15 protein-coding genes and 1 tRNA gene are annotated in these 16,898 nt (G+C 65.2%); 12 read left to right on the forward strand and 4 right to left on the reverse strand.

Annotated elements, in window-relative coordinates; translation table 11 throughout:
• The first annotated feature begins 8 nt into the window (after positions 1-8).
• The 4 genes from serC to aroA are packed head-to-tail and all read left to right on the forward strand — an operon-like array spanning position 9 to position 4,680.
• Complete coding sequence (gene serC, locus H9L16_RS11545; protein ID WP_187551829.1) at positions 9-1,094, forward strand: 3-phosphoserine/phosphohydroxythreonine transaminase; 1,086 nt, start codon at positions 9-11, stop codon at positions 1,092-1,094.
• Positions 1,087-2,247 carry a prephenate dehydratase gene (pheA, locus tag H9L16_RS11550; protein ID WP_187551830.1) on the forward strand — a complete coding sequence of 387 codons (1,161 nt, stop codon included), beginning with the start codon at positions 1,087-1,089 and terminating at the stop codon, positions 2,245-2,247. Before serC ends, pheA begins: the two co-directional genes overlap by 8 nt.
• A 7-nt stretch (positions 2,248-2,254) precedes the next feature.
• Positions 2,255-3,370 (forward strand): histidinol-phosphate transaminase, encoded by a 1,116-nt coding sequence (gene hisC / locus H9L16_RS11555; RefSeq protein ID WP_187551831.1) that lies wholly within the window; start codon positions 2,255-2,257, stop codon positions 3,368-3,370.
• Positions 3,371-3,390: 20 nt separating this feature from the next.
• A complete protein-coding gene (aroA, locus tag H9L16_RS11560; RefSeq protein ID WP_425507270.1) occupies positions 3,391-4,680 on the forward strand; it encodes a 3-phosphoshikimate 1-carboxyvinyltransferase in 1,290 nt (429 codons plus the stop codon).
• A gap of 74 nt (positions 4,681-4,754) precedes the next feature.
• On the opposite strand, the gene H9L16_RS11565 is transcribed toward aroA, so the two are convergent.
• Both H9L16_RS11565 and H9L16_RS11570 read right to left on the reverse strand, forming a co-directional pair.
• Positions 4,755-5,318: an energy transducer TonB gene (locus H9L16_RS11565; RefSeq protein WP_187551833.1), complete on the reverse strand. Its 564-nt coding sequence runs from the start codon at positions 5,316-5,318 to the stop codon at positions 4,755-4,757.
• A 148-nt stretch (positions 5,319-5,466) separates the two neighbouring features.
• A complete protein-coding gene (locus tag H9L16_RS11570) occupies positions 5,467-6,102 on the reverse strand; it encodes an energy transducer TonB (protein ID WP_187551834.1) in 636 nt (211 codons plus the stop codon).
• Positions 6,103-6,194: 92 nt separating this feature from the next.
• Here H9L16_RS11570 and serS point away from each other — a divergent pair, with 92 nt between their 5' ends.
• From serS to H9L16_RS11595, 5 genes are all read left to right on the forward strand, one after another.
• On the forward strand, positions 6,195-7,475 hold the full coding sequence (gene serS, locus H9L16_RS11575) for a serine--tRNA ligase (protein ID WP_187551835.1): 1,281 nt from the start codon (positions 6,195-6,197) through the stop codon (positions 7,473-7,475).
• Positions 7,476-7,496: 21 nt separating this feature from the next.
• A complete protein-coding gene (locus tag H9L16_RS11580; protein ID WP_187551836.1) occupies positions 7,497-8,501 on the forward strand; it encodes an acyltransferase family protein in 1,005 nt (334 codons plus the stop codon).
• A 131-nt stretch (positions 8,502-8,632) separates the two neighbouring features.
• Positions 8,633-9,628, forward strand: a complete 996-nt coding sequence (locus H9L16_RS11585; protein WP_187551837.1) for an FG-GAP repeat domain-containing protein — start codon at positions 8,633-8,635, stop codon at positions 9,626-9,628.
• Positions 9,622-10,056: an FG-GAP repeat domain-containing protein gene (locus H9L16_RS16555; RefSeq protein ID WP_425507271.1), complete on the forward strand. Its 435-nt coding sequence runs from the start codon at positions 9,622-9,624 to the stop codon at positions 10,054-10,056. The genes H9L16_RS11585 and H9L16_RS16555 overlap by 7 nt, the downstream gene beginning before the upstream one ends.
• 58 nt (positions 10,057-10,114) lie before the next feature.
• Positions 10,115-10,690, forward strand: coding sequence for an FG-GAP repeat domain-containing protein (locus tag H9L16_RS11595; protein WP_187551839.1), 576 nt, complete (start codon positions 10,115-10,117; stop codon positions 10,688-10,690).
• Positions 10,691-10,799: 109 nt separating this feature from the next.
• On the opposite strand, the gene H9L16_RS11600 is transcribed toward H9L16_RS11595, so the two are convergent.
• Positions 10,800-11,381, reverse strand: a complete 582-nt coding sequence (locus H9L16_RS11600; protein WP_187551840.1) for an FMN-dependent NADH-azoreductase — start codon at positions 11,379-11,381, stop codon at positions 10,800-10,802.
• A gap of 114 nt (positions 11,382-11,495) precedes the next feature.
• Here H9L16_RS11600 and H9L16_RS11605 point away from each other — a divergent pair, with 114 nt between their 5' ends.
• The 3 genes from H9L16_RS11605 (at position 11,496) to H9L16_RS11615 (ending at position 13,367) form a co-directional block, all read left to right on the forward strand.
• The gene (locus H9L16_RS11605) at positions 11,496-12,485 is read left to right on the forward strand and encodes a LysR family transcriptional regulator (RefSeq protein ID WP_187551841.1); all 990 of its coding nucleotides are present in this window, start codon (positions 11,496-11,498) and stop codon (positions 12,483-12,485) included.
• 20 nt (positions 12,486-12,505) lie between these two features.
• A tRNA-Ser gene (locus tag H9L16_RS11610) sits at positions 12,506-12,595 on the forward strand.
• A gap of 118 nt (positions 12,596-12,713) precedes the next feature.
• Positions 12,714-13,367 carry a response regulator gene (locus H9L16_RS11615; protein WP_187551842.1) on the forward strand — a complete coding sequence of 218 codons (654 nt, stop codon included), beginning with the start codon at positions 12,714-12,716 and terminating at the stop codon, positions 13,365-13,367.
• Positions 13,368-13,391: 24 nt separating this feature from the next.
• On the opposite strand, the gene H9L16_RS11620 is transcribed toward H9L16_RS11615, so the two are convergent.
• A complete protein-coding gene (locus tag H9L16_RS11620; RefSeq protein WP_187551843.1) occupies positions 13,392-16,490 on the reverse strand; it encodes an Rne/Rng family ribonuclease in 3,099 nt (1,032 codons plus the stop codon).
• Between the last annotated feature and the right edge of the window lie 408 nt (positions 16,491-16,898).

Genomic DNA, 16,898 nt, shown 5'->3' on the forward strand with positions numbered 1-16,898 from the left:
CCCTTGCGATGTCGCGTGCCTACAATTTCAGCCCCGGTCCTGCGGCCCTGCCGGAACCCGTCCTGCGCCAGGCCCAGGCGGAGATGCTGGAGTACCGCGACAGCGGTGCCTCGATCGTCGAGATCAGCCATCGCGGCGAGGCGTTCCTCGAGGTCGCCCATCGCACCGAAGCTGACCTGCGCACCCTGCTGTCGATCCCCGACGACTACGCCGTGTTGTTCACCGCCGGCGGCGCGACCACGGTGCAGGCGCTGCTACCCTTGAATTTCGCCAATGCCGGGCAAACGGTGGACTACGTGGTCACCGGCCACTGGGGCAAGACCGCGCTGAAGCAGGCGGCCCCGAGTGCGGATGCGCGCATCGCTGCGAGCACCGAGGCCGGTGGTTTCCGCAGCCTGCCGGCGCGCGGCGAATGGACGGAGTCGCCCGACGCCGCCTACCTGCATGTCACCGCCAACGAGACCATCCACGGCGTCGAATTCCGCGAGATTCCGACTGCCGGCGACGTGCCGGTGATCGCCGATTTCAGCTCCTCGATCGCCTCGGAACCGCTCGACATCACCCGCTTCGGCGCGATCTACGCCGGCGCGCAGAAGAACCTCGGGCCGGTCGGTATCGCCGTGCTGATCGCCCGCCGCGACCTGCTCGAACGCGCCGGCCAGCCGCGCGCGCCGATCTTCGATTACCGCACCCAGCTCGAAGGCGAGTCGATGCTCAACACGCCGCCGACCTGGAACTGGTACATGCTCGGGCTCACCGTCAAATGGATGCTCGACGAAGGCGGCGTGGCCGTCTTCGCGGAACGCAACGCGCGCAAGGCGGCGTTGCTGTATTCGGCGATCGACGGCTCCGGCGGCTACTACCGCAACGACGTCGCCATCGACGCACGTTCGCGCATGAACGTGCCGTTCTTCCTGCACGACCCGGCGCTCGATGCGGCCTTCCTGACCGAGAGCAAGGCCGCCGGCCTGGTCGCGCTGAAGGGCCACCGGGTGCTGGGCGGGATGCGCGCCTCCATCTACAACGCAATGCCGGAAGCCGGGGTCCAGGCGCTGGCCGATTTCATGCAGGAGTTCCAACAGCGCCATGGCTAAGAAGACCGACATCAAGAAGCCGATCGCGAAGAAGGCCGCGAAGCCGCAGGTCGACGCGGCAGGGAAGGGCGAGCTGAAGCCCGACCTCGCCGAAGTCCGCACCCAGATCGACGGCATCGACCGGCGCATCCAGGAGCTGATCGCCGAGCGCGCGCAATGGGCGCACCAGGTCGGCAAGGCCAAGGGCAAGCTGGCGGCCGCGGTCGACTATTACCGCCCCGAGCGCGAGGCGCAGGTGCTGCGCAAGGTGGTCGACCGCAACGATGGCCCGCTGTCCGATGAAGTGCTGGTGCGGTTGTTCCGCGAAGTCATGTCGGCTTGCCTGGCACAGCAGGAGCCGCTGAAGATCGGCTACCTCGGGCCGGAAGGGACCTTCAGCCAGCAGGCGGTGCACAAGCACTTCGGCCATTCCGCGCATGGCCTGCCGCTGGCCAGCATCGAGGAAGTGTTCCAGGAAGTCGCCGCCGGCAATGCCGATTTCGGCGTGGTGCCGGTGGAGAATTCCGGGCAGGGCACCATCCAGGTCACGCTCGACCTGTTCCTGACCTCGCCGCTGAAGATCTGCGGTGAAGTGGAATTGCGCGTGCACCAGCACCTGCTCTCGCGCAGTGGCCGCATCGAGGACATCGAACGCATCTACGCGCATCCGCAGGCGTTCGCACAAACCGGCGGCTGGTTGCGCACGCATTTGCCGAAGGCGGAGAAAGTGCCGGTATCGAGCAATGCAGAGGGCGCGCGGCGCGCACGCAACGCCGATGATTCTGCTGCAATTGCCGGAGAATCCGCCGCGCATGTCTACGGCCTGAAGAAGATCGCCGGCCCGATCGAGGACCGCAGCGACAACACCACGCGCTTCCTCGTGCTGGGCCGTGAGTCGTTCCCGTCGTCGGGCCACGACCGGACCTCGCTGCTGGTGTTCATCCGCGACCGTCCCGGTGCGCTGTACGGCGTGCTGGAGCCGCTGGCACGTCGCGGCATCAGCATGAACCGGATTGAATCGCGCCCCGCGCATGGCCATCTCTGGCAGTACGCGTTCTTCATCGATGTCGCCGGTCATCGCGACGAATCGCCGCTGAAGGACGCGCTGGACGAGATCGCCGACAAGGGCGACGAAGTGCGCGTGCTCGGTTCCTATCCCGTCGCGATTCTCTGAGGCGCGCATGGTCGACTTCGAACGGCTGGCCCGCCCCGGTGTGCGCGAATTGCGCGCCTACGATCCCGGCCATGACCTGGTCGCGCTGCGCCGTCGCTTCGCCGAAGCACAGCTGGTCGAGCTCGGATCCAACGAGAACCCGTATGGCGCCAGCCCGGAGGCGCGGCAGGCGATCCAGCGCGCGCTCGACGGCATCCACATCTATCCGGATCCGCTCGGCGGCGACCTCAAGCGCGCGCTGGCCGCACACCATGGCGTGCAGCCGACCAACCTGTTGCTGGGCAATGGTTCGCACGAACTGCTGATGCAGTTCGCGCAGGTGTTCGCGGGCCCCGGCGATGAAGTGGTCGCGTCGAAGTTCGGCTTCGCGGTGTATGCGCTGGCCGCGCAGGCCGCGGGCGCGACCTTGCGTCCCGCACCGGCGCTGCCGCGAGAAAACGCGATGCCGCGCGGCCACGACCTTGCGGGGTTGCGTGCCAGCATCGGCCCGCGCACCAAGCTGGTGTACCTGGCCAATCCCAACAATCCGACCGGTACCTGGTACGCCGCAGACGAATTTGCGGCTTTCATGGCGCAGGTGCCGGGTGACGTGATCGTGGTGGTCGACGAGGCCTACGCCGAATTCACCAATGCGCCGGACTACGCGTCCGCGCTGCCTCTGGTGACGCTCCACCCGAATTTGGTGGTCACCCGTACTTTCAGCAAGGCGTATGCGCTGGCCGGCTTGCGGGTCGGCTTCGCGGTCGCCGACGAGGGCCTGATCGCGGTGATGGAACGCGTGCGCGAGAGCTTCAACGTCAATGCGCTTGGCCTGGTCGCGGCGGAAGCCGCACTGGCCGATGTCGACCACCTGCAGGCGTCGATCGCCGGCAACAGTGCCCAGCGCGAGGCGCTCGCGGACGCGTTGCGCGCACGCGGCATGAAAGTGGCGCCGTCGCAGACCAATTTCCTGCTGGTCGAATTCGGCGACCACAGTTCCCGGATCGAGGCGCGGCTGGTCGGGCGCGGCGTGGTGCTGCGGCCGATGGGTGGCTACGGCCTGGGCGAATGCCTGCGGATCACCGTCGGTACCGAGGTCGAGAACCAGCGCCTGCTCGCCGCGCTGGACGAGGTGATGAAGTGAGTGACGGATCGCTCGATTGGATGGCCTCCGCCGGTGGTCCGCTGCGCGGCACGTTGGAGATCCCCGGCGACAAGTCGGTCTCGCATCGTTCGGTGATGTTCGGCGCGCTGGCCGATGGTGTCTCGACCATCGACGGCTTCCTGGAAGGCGAGGACACCCGCGCCACCGCGGCGATTTTCTCGCAGCTCGGCGTGCGCATCGAAACGCCCTCGCCCTCACGGCGGATCGTGCATGGCGTCGGCATCGACGGACTGCAAGCCGCCGATGGAGCGCTCGACTGCGGCAATGCCGGCACCGGCATGCGCTTGCTGGCCGGCCTGCTCGCGGCGCAGCGCTTCGACAGCGTGCTGGTCGGCGATGCGTCCTTGTCGAAGCGGCCGATGCGTCGCGTCACCGAGCCCTTGTCGAAGATGGGCGCGCGCATCGACACTGAATCTTGCGGATTGCCGCCGCTGCGCATCCATGGCGGGCAAGCGCTCACCGGCATCGACTACACGCTGGAAGTCGCCAGCGCGCAGGTGAAGTCCGCGCTGCTGCTGGCCGGCCTGTATGCCGATGGCGAGACGGTGGTGCGCGAGCCGCATCCGACCCGCGACTACACCGAACGCATGTTGTGCGCGTTCGGCGTCGACATCGAATTCTCGCCGGGCCTCGCGCGCCTGCGTGGCGGACAGCGCCTGCGCGCGACCGACATCGCGGTGCCTGCGGATTTCTCTTCCGCCGCGTTTTTCCTGGTTGCGGCCAGCATCGTGCCGGCCTCCGAGCTTCGCTTGAAGCAGGTGGGCCTGAACCCGCGTCGCACCGGACTGCTGCAAGCGTTGCGGATGATGGGTGCCGACATCGTCGAAGAAAATCCATCGACGCATGGCGGTGAACCCGTGGCCGACCTGGTGGTTCGCCACGCGCCGCTGCACGGCATCGAGGTGCCGGAGGCGCTGGTGCCGGACATGATCGATGAATTCCCCGCGCTGTTCATCGCTGCCGCGCATGCGCAGGGCGCTACGGTGGTGCGCGGTGCCGCCGAGTTGCGGGTCAAGGAATCCGACCGCTTGGCGGCGATGGCCAAAGGCCTGCGTGCGTTGGGTTTGCAGGTCGATGAAACGCCGGACGGGGGCACCATCCATCCGGCTGAGTTGCAGGGCGGCGTGGTCGACAGCCAGGGCGACCATCGCATCGCCATGGCATTCGCGGTGGCTGCGCAGCGGGCGCGCGGCGAGGTACGGATCGGAGATGTCGCCAACGTGGCGACCTCGTTCCCCGGCTTCGATGTGCTGGCGCGTGGCGCGGGTTGCGGTTTGGCCGAGGCCTGATCGGGAAGTCCGGCGCTGCAAACGAAACGGCCCGCACTCGTCGGGCCGTTTCGTTAGCACGTTGCATGTCGGGATCAGCCGCGTTCAAGCGCGAATTCGACCGGGACACGCACCGTGGAGGCGACCGGCTTGCCATCCCGCAGGGCCGGCTGGAAACGCCACTGGCGCACGGCCTGCAGGGCGGAGCGATCGAACTCGCGATTGCCACTGCGGTCGTCCAGGCTCACCTCGATCGGCACGCCATTGCGATCGATGTTCGCCAGCACCAACACGGTGCCGGTTTCGCCGGAGCGCAGTGCCGATGCCGGGTACTTCGGCAACACCTGACTCCTGGCGATCAGTGACGCATCACGGGAGCGGCTGGTCACCGGTGCCTTGACGGCCGGCTTGGCATCGCGTGCCGGTGCCGGTGCCATCGGCGATTCGTCGATCGGTACCGGCAGGGTGGCTGTGGATGCCAGCGACGGCGCGGCATCCACCGCGTGGCTGCGATCCTGGATCGTCCACCAAGCGGCACCGGTGATCGCGAGCAAGCAGAGCAGAAGCAGCGTCTTGCGGGCGCGAGTCGGTTCTGGCTGCAGATCTTGCGGGACATCGTGCGGCAACTGCGAATCGAAACCGTTCTGGACGTTCGTCATGTCGATCTCCTCGTCGTGTGGATACACGCGACCGAGTGTCCTGATCGATTCGTTAGCAGTGCATCAATCCGCGGTGCTTGTGGCTTTCGAGAGGGAGGGGGATTCAGGGATGTCGCCGTGGCGTCCACGTTTCGTTGCGGATGCGTGATCAACCCCCGGGATTGAAGGCGATCGGCACCACCACGTCGGCCACCACCGCTTGGCCATCGCGCACGGCCGGCTGGAAGCGCCAGCGCCGCACGGCTTCCATCGCCGCGCGATCCAGGTAGCGATCGCCGCTGCTTTCCGCCACGTCCAGGCGATCGACGCTGCCATCCGTGGCCACCGTCACCTTCACTCGCACCGTGCCGCCGATATTGCGGCGGAGTGCTTCCTGCGGATAGCGCGGTGCAGGCTGGCTGATCGGCACCGGGGTGTCGCTGCCGCTGGCGACCGGCGCGGAGGGTGTGGCGGGTGCCGCCGGAGGCGGTGGCGGTGGTGGCGGTTCATCAATGATGCGCGGTTGCTCGACCGCAGGCAGCGACTTGTCCTGCGCAATGGCCGGAAGGCGCAGGCCGCTGGCATTGCCTTCATCGCTGGCGACATCCGCCGGCAACGGTGCAGGCAGGCTATCGGTGCTGCCGGTCGCGGTATCGGGATCGCCGCCCTTGAAGAAGTCGGTGTCGTTGCGCTGGTCCAGCCACAGCAGCAGGAAGAGCAGCAGGCCGACACCGAACGCGATGGCGAGAACCTTGACGGCCTGCGGCGGCAACAGCGGCTTGCGCGGAACGGCGGGATCGACCATGCCCACATTCTGGCACAGGGCGTCTGCGTGCCAGCGCCAATGCGGCCCGGCTCGGGCGATAATGTGCGTTCGCCCACGGAAGTCCCCTCGCGATGCTCGATCCTGTCCTGTTGCGTTCCAATCCCGCCGAACTCGCCGTACGCCTGCGCACCAGCCGCGGCTTCGAGCTGGACGTTGGCCACCTCGAGTCGCTGGAAGCGCGCCGCAAGCAATTGCAGATGCGCACCCAGGAACTGCAGAACCTGCGCAATACGCGCAGCAAGCAGATCGGCATGCTCAAGTCGAAGGGCGAGGATGTGTCCGCGGTGATGGCCGAAGTCGCTGCATTCGGCGATGAGCTGAAAGCATCCGAGGTCGAACTCGACGACCTGCGCGGCCAGATCGAAGTCATTGCGCTGGGCATACCCAATCTTCCCGATGCGTCGGTGCCGCTCGGCAGCGACGAACGCCAGAACGTCGAGCAGAAGATCTGGGGCACGCCGAAGAACTTCGATTTCGAGGTCAAGGATCACGTCGAGCTCGGCGCGCGCAACGGCTGGCTGGATGGCGACAGCGGCGCCAAGCTCAGCGGCGCGCGTTTCACCGTGCTGCGTGGCCAGCTGGCGCGGATGCATCGCGCACTCGCCCAGTTCATGCTCGACCTGCACACCGGCGAACATGCTTACGAAGAAACCAACGTGCCGGTCATCGTCAATGCCGAGGCCATGCGCGGTACCGGCCAGTTGCCGAAGTTCGAGGACGACCTGTTCTCAACCGAACTGGGCGAACACAAGCGCTACCTGATCCCGACCTCGGAAGTCCCGCTGACCAACATCGTCCGCGAGGAGATACTCGAAGCAGAGCGGCTGCCATTGCGGATGACCGCGCATTCGATGTGCTTCCGCTCCGAAGCCGGCAGTGCCGGTCGCGACACCCGCGGCTTCATTCGCCAGCACCAGTTCGAGAAAGTGGAACTGGTCAGCATCACCAAGCCCGACGAGTCGGACGCCGAACACGAGCGCATGACCCGTTGCGCGGAAGTCGTGCTGGAAAAACTCGGCCTGCCGTACCGCAAGGTCCTGCTGTGCACCGGCGACATGGGTTTCGGTGCGATCAAGACCTACGACCTGGAAGTCTGGCTGCCTTCGCAAGCGACCTATCGCGAGATCAGTTCCTGTTCCAACTGCGGCGATTTCCAGGCGCGCCGCATGCAGGCGCGCTGGCGCAATCCGGCGACCGGCAAGCCCGAACTCGTGCATACGCTGAACGGTTCCGGCGTCGCGATCGGCCGCGCCCTGATCGCGGTGATGGAGAACTGCCAGAACTCTGACGGCAGCATCGATGTGCCGGAGGCGCTGCGTCCGTACATGGGCGGTATCGAGCGCATCGCCTGATGCGCATGCATGAGATGACCCATGCGCTCACCAGATGAGGCGGTGCACTCTGCCAGGGCGGTTGAGCTCGACGGAGTTCGGTTCGTCCTGATCATCCTTGTGGTGTTTGGCCACCTGCTGGAGCAGGTGATGTCAGGCCCGGCAGACCTGATCTACAGGTTTATTTACCTGTTCCACATGCCCGCGTTCATCTTCCTGTCGGGGATGGTGTCGCGCACCACGCTGGATGTGGCTTATGCGCGCCGACTTCTCCTCGGGATCGTCGGGGTTTACCTCCTGCACCAGTTCCTGCTGCAGGGGATGGATGCGCTGTTGTTCAAGCATCCCTTCACCTTTCGTCCGAACATTCCGTACTGGGCGCTCTGGTACCTGATGAGTCTGTTGTGGTGGCGGACGATGCTCCCCTTCCTGTTGGCGACGGGACGCCCGGTTCTGGTCGCGTGCGCGATCGCGCTGCTGGCGGGATTCATGCCCTTTATCGGCTACGAATGGTCGCTCTCGCGCACGCTGGTGTTCCTGCCGTTCTTCGTCGCGGGTCAGCAGTGGGGAGCTAGGCAAGGCAACCGATTGCCCGCTGTCAGCCCCTTGGTCGGATTCGCAGTACTCGCCCTGCTGGCGTCTGCTGCGTGGATGACACGTGATTTCAGTCTCAAGTGGTACTACGGAAGCGTTGGCTATTCCGAATGGCGCGTGGGAGCGTTTCAGGGACTCGGCTACCGCATGTTGTATCTGCTGCTGGCCGCAATGGGCGTATTTGGCGTGCTGGCGGCTTGCGCCAGATTCAAAGGGCGGATCTTTCGTCTCGGCAAATACAGCATCGGTGCCTTCATTCTCCATCTGTACCTGGTGAAAGTCGCCGTCGCATTCGGGTGGTTTGGTTGGCTGTGGCGATTGAGCGAACCGACCCGGCTCCCGTTGCTGTTCGCAACTTCGATCGCCATCGTGATCACCTGCAGTCTCCTGGCCCGCATGGCACCTTGGCTGTTCGATTTGAGGCGTTGGTTCAGGAATGTCGAAACAGCGTGAGCCTTCAGGTTTATTCTTGGCTTGCGCCACATCCCCGTGCTGGGTGTGTTCCAGCGCACGTATGGCGCAAGCACAGGCGGATATGTCCGCCATATCAACTCTGGATCCGATCTTGGACAATATGGACTGACATGAAGCGAACCACATGTGGCTTTCTGTGCGCGGGCGTGTTGCTGATGACGAATGCGCAAGCAGCGAGCTTCGGTCAGCCCAAGCGGGTGTCCTTGCAGATGAGTGTGGTATCGAACGTCGCCATCGGCGACGCCAACGGCGATGGTCGTGCCGACTTGGCAGTCACCGAATCCGCCCGGTATCCGGCACCGCACTCCCTTGTCATCTACCACCAGGGCGGCGATGGCTCGCTTGGTGCTCCCCAGCGCATTCCCTTGTTCCCCGATGGCAACGGGATCAATTCATTGAAATTCGTGGATCTCGACAAGGATGGACGCCAGGACGTCGTGATCGGCACCGACCATGGCGTCGCGGCGATCCGGCTGGGTCAGCAGGGTACCCCCCAAGCCATACGGTACCAGCTTGTGTCCGCAGGCTGCCGCTTCATGGCGCAAGGCCCTTCGGACATCAATCAGGACGGGAACCAGGACATCGTCTGTCATGGCGAGAATGAATGGCCGAACCAGTTGAGCGTTTATTTCGGTGATGGCATGGGCGGATTTTCTTCCGCCAAGGGGTTCGTGACCGAGGCGGGATCTGGAGCCGGTTTTCGCGGCCTGCATGTGGGGGACTTGACTGGCGACAACCGCCCCGATGTCGTGATCACTGCCGGAACCTCTGCACGGTTCTTTGTCTTCCCGAATGATGGTGCCGGCGGGCTACAGGCTGCAGTCGCCTATTCCCATCCAGTTGGGCCGTCTGGTGCGTATCCGACGACCGTGCTGGTAGCAGATATCGACGGCGACGGTCGGAATGAGGCAATTACCGCCGATAGCGAGGAAGCGCCGTACGCGAGACTCAATATCTATCGACGGGGTATGGCTGGCGCATTGGAACTGTCCCGGCAGATCCCAGTGCACTCCAGTACCACGGCGCTACTTTGGGGAACGTCGGGGGCGATGGTGACAACGACTTGGTGCTTGGGCATTGGGGATTCGCTTCGGCAAGTGTGTTAGGCGATGGTGATGGGGGAATCGAAACGCAGGAGCGTTACGAGCTGCCCGGATTCGGCAACGATGTCGCCTATACCCTCAAGCAAGGCCACGCCAATGCACTCGCCCTCGGCGACCTGAATGGCGACGGGTGCGCTGACCTGGCCGCGGCCACATTCTCCGGCGTGACGATCCTGCATGGCTGCAAGCCGAAACATCGATCCTTGCCTTTGGTGGATTTCGATGGCGATGGCGTGACCGACCTTTACTGGCGCCACAAAACCAATGGATTAGCCTGGATCTGGTTATGGGGGACTCGAATGCGGCCTGCGTCAATCCCTGCCCGCCGTTGGTGGATCCCACCTGGAAGGCTAGCGTCGGCGATTTCGATGGTGACGGAGCCTCGGACGTCTTCTACCGAAGCACCACGGGGCAAAACTACCTTTACCTGAAAGCCTTTTATCAACGCCCGGCGGCACCGGTGTGGGGGCTGACTGGGAGGTGGTCGGGGTGGGCGACTTCGACGGTAACGACCGTTCCGACCTGTTCTGGCGCAACAAGGGAACCGGACAGACCATCATCTGGAAAAACGGTGAATACGCCGGGCTGGTGTGGGAGATGACGGTCACCGATCTGAACTGGCAGGTTGTGACCGTGGGCGATTTCAATGGTGACGGCAAGGATGACGTGTTCTGGAAGCACGCCGTCAGCGGGCGCAACATCATCTGGTGGGCCGGCACGGGCGCGCAATTGCAGGAGGTCACTCGTGTGGTGAACACTCAGTGGCGCGTATTCGGCTCCGGTGACGTTAATGGCGACGGCAAGGACGACGTGGTCTGGCGCAACATCGGCACGGGCGATGGCATCATCTGGCACTCGGGCAACTACTTCACCCAAGTGTCGATGACGAACGTCGCCAGCCCCGATTGGCGGATCAAGTTCGTCGGAGATTTCAATGGCGATGGCATAGGCGACATCTTCTGGAGGAATGAGGGCACCGGTGCCAATATCGTGTGGCCGAACGGGCAGTACAGCCAGCTGAAATATCTGAGTAGCCTGGACACCAATGCTTACTTTGTGCACTGAAAGCACGTTCCAGGAACTCTCTAAAGCTTTGTAACCATGAAAAACGGGCCCGCATTGCGGGCCCGTTGCGTTCCGGGTAGGGGAGGGGGAACGCGAAACTGATGTGGCGTCATGCTGCCAGCGGCAGCTCAACATCGATGCGTGCACGTGCGGCCGAGAGCGACGTCACCCGCTGCTCCGGCGAGACCGACAGGCCTTCGGCGCTGACGAATTCGACATCGTCGATGCCGAGGAACGCGAAGACCTGGCGCAGGTAGGGTTCAACGAAGTTGCGGCCACTTTCGATCGGATGCAGCCCGCCATACGTCGCGGCCACGATTATCTGCTTGCCGCCGGCCAAGCCTTGGGGACCCTGAGCGGTGTAGCGGAAGGTCTTGCCGGCCACCGCGACTCGGTCGATCCAGGCCTTCAGCTGACTGGGAATGCCGAAGTTGTACATTGGCGCGCCGACCACGATCACGTCGGCGGACAGGAATTCGTCCATCACCGCGGCTGAGGTAGCGGCCTCGTCGGCATCGGCCAGCGCCAGCGATCCGCCGCTGAGGTGCGGCAGCGGATTGGCGGCGAGGTCGCGATACGTGACCTCCAGCCCGCGCACGTCGCGCAGCCAGCGGGTGACGATTGCCGCGCTCAATTCGCGGCTGGCCGAATGCTGGCCAAGGATGCTCGAGTCGAGATGCAGGAGTTTCATGGAAGTGCCCCGTTGCTGGCGGCCGTGCCGCGTTGGAGTGCATCCTCCTCCGTTGCATATTCGGGATAAAGCGGGTTCAATACCACGATACGTTCCATAAGCGGAATTATCGCCATGCAAGACCTCAACGATCTTTACTACTTCGCCGCGGTGGTGGATCACGGCGGTTTCGCCGCCGCGGAACGCGCGCTCGGCATCCCGAAGTCGCGTCTGAGCCGGCGCATCAGCGCGCTGGAAACCGAATTGGGCGTGCGCCTGCTGCAACGCTCCACGCGGCGGTTCGCGGTGACCGATGTCGGTACCAGCGTGCATCGCCACGCGCAGTCGATGCTGGCCGAGGCGCAGGCCGCGCGCGAGGCAGTGGATCGCCTCAGCGCGGAGCCGCGCGGCACCATCCGGGTCAGCGTGCCGGTGTCGATGGCACAGCAGCAGTTCCCGAAACTGCTGCCGGATTTCATGGCGCTGTACCCGAAGGTGCGCGTGCAGCTGATCGTTGGCAACCGCAGGGTAGACGTGATCAACGAGGGGGTCGATGTCGCCCTGCGTGTGCGCGCGAAGCTGGACGACGACGGCAGCCTTGTGATGCGCAGTTTCGGCCAGATCCAGGAATTGCTGGTGGCCAGCCCGAAATATCTCGATCGCGCCGGTCGCCCGACGTCGCCGGAGCAGCTCGCCGAGCACGTCACTCTCAGCATCAGCGAGGACGAAGCCCGACAGCGTTGGGAACTGCACGGCCCGGATGGCGAAGTGCGCCGCATCGACCTGCAGCCGCGCATCACCGGCTTCGATTTCCCGATGATGCAGGCGATGGCGGAGGGCGGCATCGGCATCACCCTGCTGCCGGAAACCGTATGTGCCGATGCGGTGCGCCGCGGCGACCTGGAAGTGGTGTTGCCCGATTGGCGCCTGCCGCAGGGCATCGCCCACGCTGTGTTCGCGTCCCGCCGCGGATTGCTGCCGGCGGTGCGGGTGTTCATCGACTTCCTGGCCGAGCGCCTGCCCGAGCTGCTCGAAGCCGCGCGCCTGGAATGCAGCGACCCGGCCTGCCTGAAAGCCAAGGCAAATGCCAAGGCGGGCTCGAAGCAGGTCCCGAAACAGCTCTGACGTGCGAAAATGCGCGCTACGGAAGTGTGGCCGAGTGGTTTAAGGCAGCGGTCTTGAAAACCGCCGATGGGTAAAACCATCCGTGAGTTCGAATCTCACCGCTTCCGCCATCTTCCTTCTGACGCGTTGGTACCGGGTAGGACTTTTCCTACTTGCCGTCGCGGCATACCCTGCTGGGATGGGACCAGTTGGTTCGGTAGCGTGTCCCCATCGAATCGGGGAGCTGCCATGAGCATCAAGGTTTTCATCGTCGACGACCACGCGCTGGTGCGCACTGGCTTTCGCCTGATCCTGAGTCGCGAAGTCGATATCGAAGTGCTCGGTGAAGCCGAAAGCGGCGAGGACGCATTGCCGCAGATCCGCAAGCTCAAGCCCGACGTGGTCCTGTGCGACCTCAACCTTCCGGGTATTAGCGGACTGGAAGTCACCGAGCGGATCGTGCGCGGAGACTACGCCAGCAAAGTGATCGTGGTGTCGGTGCTGGAGGACGGGCCGATGCCGCGCCGCTTGCTAGAGGCGGGCGCGTGCGGCTACATCGGCAAGGCCTGCGATGCGGCCGAGTTGTTGCGTGCGGTGCGTGACGTATCACGCGGCAAGAAATACCTGGCCAGCGCGATCGCGCAGGGTATCGCGTTGTCCGGGATGAGCCGGGATGCGGCGTCGCCGTTCGACATGCTGACCCCGCGCGAGATGGAAGTCGCCCTGCTGCTCAATCAGGGCATGCGCCAGGAAGCCATCGCCAAGCGGCTCAGCTTGAGTGCGAAGACCATCAATACCCACAAGTCCCGCCTGTTCGACAAGCTCGGCATCCGCGACAGCATTGCACTGGCGCGGTTGGTCAGTCAGTACGGTCTGGTCGATCCGGCGCACGCCGTGCATTGACGGCGCGCGCTGGATCCCGCAGCGTCACCCGCCGCGGTTGGCCTCGGCAGCGGCGCCGTCCTGCGCCTGCGGCGCGCTGACGGGCTCATGGCGTGCGGTCTGGAACAGACCGCGCAGCTGCTCTGCACGACGTGCCGCTTCGTCGTCGACTGAGGCGGTGTCGGCTGCCGCGGCTGCGGGCTCGGCGGCGACGGCTTCGATCGCAGGCTGGACGCTCGCCACTTCGGCGAGTGCGGGCTCGACAGCGACAGGCGCTTCCATCGCCGGGATCGCAATTTCGACTTGGGTCGGCTCGCTTGCCGCGGGCTCGACTTCCACGGCAGCGGTCGCGGTCGTGTCGTCGACCGGCGGAACGGCTTCGATCACCGTGTCCACGACGGTCTCGCTCACCGTGATGAGCGGCGCGGCCCTGCTGGTAGCGGTATCGAACGTGGCGCTTTCGACGATCACCGCTTCTGCGTCCGACTGGATCGATGCGGGCTGATCGGCGACGAGCGACTCGATCCCTGCCTTGGCTTCGACGATCGGCTCAGCACGCGATTCTGCGGCGACGGCAGATGCCGCGACCGCTTCCACGAGCACGGGTGCAGCGGCCATGGCAGCGACGGCGGCAACGGCGGGCGAGGGAACGCGGGTTGTTTCATCCGCGGCGACGCTGTTTTGCGGCGCAGCCGGCGCGATGTCGTCGAAATCAAACTCGGGTTGCCCGCTGTCGACGCCCAATGCCTCGTCGGCACCGCCGTCCTGGTCGAGCGAGCCGTCATCGGCCACGCCACCGGCTTCACCGGCACCACGACGACGACGACGACCGCCGCGACGGCCACGACGCCGTTTGCCGCCCGCTTCGCCGTTGGCATCGTCGGAGGCATTGGCTTCGTCCTGCGATTCGATGCCGGCGGCGGTGGTCAGGCCGGTCTCGTCCTGCGCTGCCACGATCGGTGCTGCCGCACTCGCCGCGGCGACAGCGACGGGCGACGCCACGATCTCGATGTCGGCCTCGGCAACGACTGGCTTCGGCGCCTGTTGCCTGTCCTGCCTGGGCGCTTGCGGCTGCTTGTCGCCCTGTGGCTTCTGCTGCTGCGGTTGCTTCGGCTGCTTGTCCTGCTGCGGCTGGGACTGCTTATCCTGCTTCGGCTGCTGTTGCTGCTTGTCGTTGCGTGGCTTTTGCTGTTGTGGCTGCTGCGGCTGCTTCTGTTCGCCTTGCGGCTTGTTGCCACGTGCCTCGCCCTGCGCATTGCGACGGCCTTCATCGCGATTGCCGCGTTCGTCGCGACGTGAATCGCGGTTGCCGCGGCCGTCACGGTCGTTGCGGCCGCGGTTGCCGCGCTCTTCGCGACGACCGCCGGGTTGCTCGACCTTGGCCGGCTCCGGGGTGGCCGGCGCACCGACGAACAGGCCACGCAGCCAGCCGATGACGCCGCCGCTGGCCTGGACTTGCTGCGGCGCGGGAACCTGCGCGACCGGCACCGGGGCCGGCTGCGCGGCTTCCGCCGGCATTGGGCGCGGTTCGCGCAGCGGTGCCGGCTGGGCCGGCTTGACGTTGGTCACCGCCGGCGCAGCCGGGATGTTCAGCTGCGCCTTGCTCAACGCGATGGTGGCGAGCTTGCGCGGCGTGCCGCGCTGGTAGCTGGGCTTGGCGGTTTCCTCGCCCATCTCGTTTTCGCGGATGCGCGTGACTTCGTAGTGCGGTGTGTGCAGTTGCTCGTCGGCGACGATCACGATCGGCGCGTCGTGGCGGGCCTCGATTTCGCGCAGCGCGCTGCGCTTCTCGTTGAGCAGGAAATTGGCGATTTCCACCGGCACCTGCACCAGCACCTGGCCGGTGTTGTCCTTCATCGCGTGCTCCTCGGCGACGCGGATGATCGACAGCGCCAGCGATTCCACGCTGCGCATGCGGCCGTGGCCTTCGCAGGTGGGGCAGACGATCTGGCTGGCTTCGCCCAGGCTGTTGCGCAGGCGCTGGCGGCTCATCTCGAGCAGGCCGAAGCGCGAGATGCGGCCGATCTGCACGCGCGCGCGGTCGTACTTGAGCGCGTTCTGCAGCTTGTTCTCGACGTCGCGCTGGTGCTTGTTGCTGGACATGTCGATGAAGTCGATCACCACCAGCCCGCCAAGGTCCCGCAGGCGCAACTGGCGGGCCACTTCCTCGGCCGCCTCCAGGTTGGTGTTGAACGCGGTTTCCTCGATGTCGCCGCCCTTGGTGGCGCGCGCCGAGTTGACGTCGATCGCGGTCAAGGCCTCCGTCTGGTCGATCACCAGCGCGCCGCCGGACGGCAGGCGGATGGTGCGCTCGTAGGCGTTCTCGATCTGCGACTCGATCTGGAAGCGATTGAACAGCGGGGTGTCGTCGGTGTAGTGCTTCAGCTTGCGCTTGTTGTGCGGCATCACCTGTTCGACGAAGTCCAGCGCCTCCGCGTACATCTCCGGGGTGTCGACCAGGATCTCCCCCACGTCGGAGCGCATGTAGTCGCGCAGGGCGCGCACGATCAGGCGCGACTCCTGGTAGATCAGGAACGGCGACGGCTTGCTCAGCGCGGCGTCGGCGATCGCGCGCCAGATGCTCAGCAGGTAGTCGAGGTCCCACTGCAGTTCTTCGGCATCGCGACCCACGCCGGCGGTGCGGATGATCACGCCCATGTCGTCGGGGATCGCCAGCGCGTCCATCGCCTTCTTCAGCTCGGCGCGGTCGTCGCCCTCGATCCGGCGCGACACGCCACCGGCGGTCGGTGAATTCGGCATCAGCACCATGTAGCGGCCGGCCAGCGAGATGAACGTGGTCAGGGCAGCGCCCTTGTTGCCGCGCTCGTCCTTGTCGACCTGGACCACGACTTCCTGGCCTTCGCGCAGCAGCTCGCGGATCGTGCCCTTGTTGGGGTCGACGCCGGCCTGGAAATAATCGCGGGAAATTTCCTTCATCGGCAGGAAGCCGTGGCGTTCCGCGCCGTATTCAACGAAGGCCGCCTCGAGGGACGGTTCAAGCCGGGTGATCCGGCCTTTGTAGATGTTGGACTTCTTGTTTTCCCTGGACGGCTGTTCGATGTCGATGTCGTACAGGTTCTGGCCGTCAACGATGGCTACCCGCAGTTCTTCCGCCTGCGTGGCATTGATCAGCATTCGCTTCATGGTGGGTTCCTAGCGCGCATCTGCGCGCGGAACGCCGTGGGCGTTTCACATCTGGATACCGCAAGCGCCGTGGCTGCGCGAGTGCGCGCCGCGTCGCTCCAAGTGTTCCAGCGCTGCAACACCACGGCATGCCGCGGGAGCGCTTGTTTCCTGGTTCGTGGTGCAGGGCCGGCGACAGCCACCCGAGGGTAGGTCGCACGGGGCATTGTTCGTTCCGCATAAGCACGAGTGCGACGCACCCGGCGATGGCGGGGTCTGCCGCGCAGCCGTTAACATGGCCGTCCCGGGGACGGTGGCAACGACACTGCAGCGGGCTCGCGGGGAAGGCCGGCTTTCGGCCGGCGGCTTTGGGGCCGGGTCCACTTCCCTGCGAAATCAAACCCTTAGATCGCCCCCCGAGTGTATCAG

The sequence above is a fragment of the Thermomonas carbonis genome (assembly GCF_014396975.1).
GTDB lineage: Bacteria > Pseudomonadota > Gammaproteobacteria > Xanthomonadales > Xanthomonadaceae > Thermomonas > Thermomonas carbonis.

Excerpts from the sequence above, each read along its gene's own strand:
- serC (WP_187551829.1), top strand. The coding sequence starts at position 9 with ATGTCGCGTGCCTACAATTTCAGCCCCGGTCCTGCGGCCCTGCCGGAA.
- pheA (WP_187551830.1), top strand. The coding sequence starts at position 1,087 with ATGGCTAAGAAGACCGACATCAAGAAGCCGATCGCGAAGAAGGCCGCG.
- hisC (WP_187551831.1), top strand. The coding sequence starts at position 2,255 with ATGGTCGACTTCGAACGGCTGGCCCGCCCCGGTGTGCGCGAATTGCGC.
- aroA (WP_425507270.1), top strand. The coding sequence starts at position 3,391 with ATGGCCTCCGCCGGTGGTCCGCTGCGCGGCACGTTGGAGATCCCCGGC.
- H9L16_RS11565 (WP_187551833.1), bottom strand. The coding sequence starts at position 5,318 with ATGACGAACGTCCAGAACGGTTTCGATTCGCAGTTGCCGCACGATGTC.
- H9L16_RS11570 (WP_187551834.1), bottom strand. The coding sequence starts at position 6,102 with ATGGTCGATCCCGCCGTTCCGCGCAAGCCGCTGTTGCCGCCGCAGGCC.
- serS (WP_187551835.1), top strand. The coding sequence starts at position 6,195 with ATGCTCGATCCTGTCCTGTTGCGTTCCAATCCCGCCGAACTCGCCGTA.
- H9L16_RS11580 (WP_187551836.1), top strand. The coding sequence starts at position 7,497 with ATGCGCTCACCAGATGAGGCGGTGCACTCTGCCAGGGCGGTTGAGCTC.
- H9L16_RS11585 (WP_187551837.1), top strand. The coding sequence starts at position 8,633 with ATGAAGCGAACCACATGTGGCTTTCTGTGCGCGGGCGTGTTGCTGATG.
- H9L16_RS11600 (WP_187551840.1), bottom strand. The coding sequence starts at position 11,381 with ATGAAACTCCTGCATCTCGACTCGAGCATCCTTGGCCAGCATTCGGCC.
- H9L16_RS11605 (WP_187551841.1), top strand. The coding sequence starts at position 11,496 with ATGCAAGACCTCAACGATCTTTACTACTTCGCCGCGGTGGTGGATCAC.
- H9L16_RS11615 (WP_187551842.1), top strand. The coding sequence starts at position 12,714 with ATGAGCATCAAGGTTTTCATCGTCGACGACCACGCGCTGGTGCGCACT.
- H9L16_RS11620 (WP_187551843.1), bottom strand. The coding sequence starts at position 16,490 with ATGAAGCGAATGCTGATCAATGCCACGCAGGCGGAAGAACTGCGGGTA.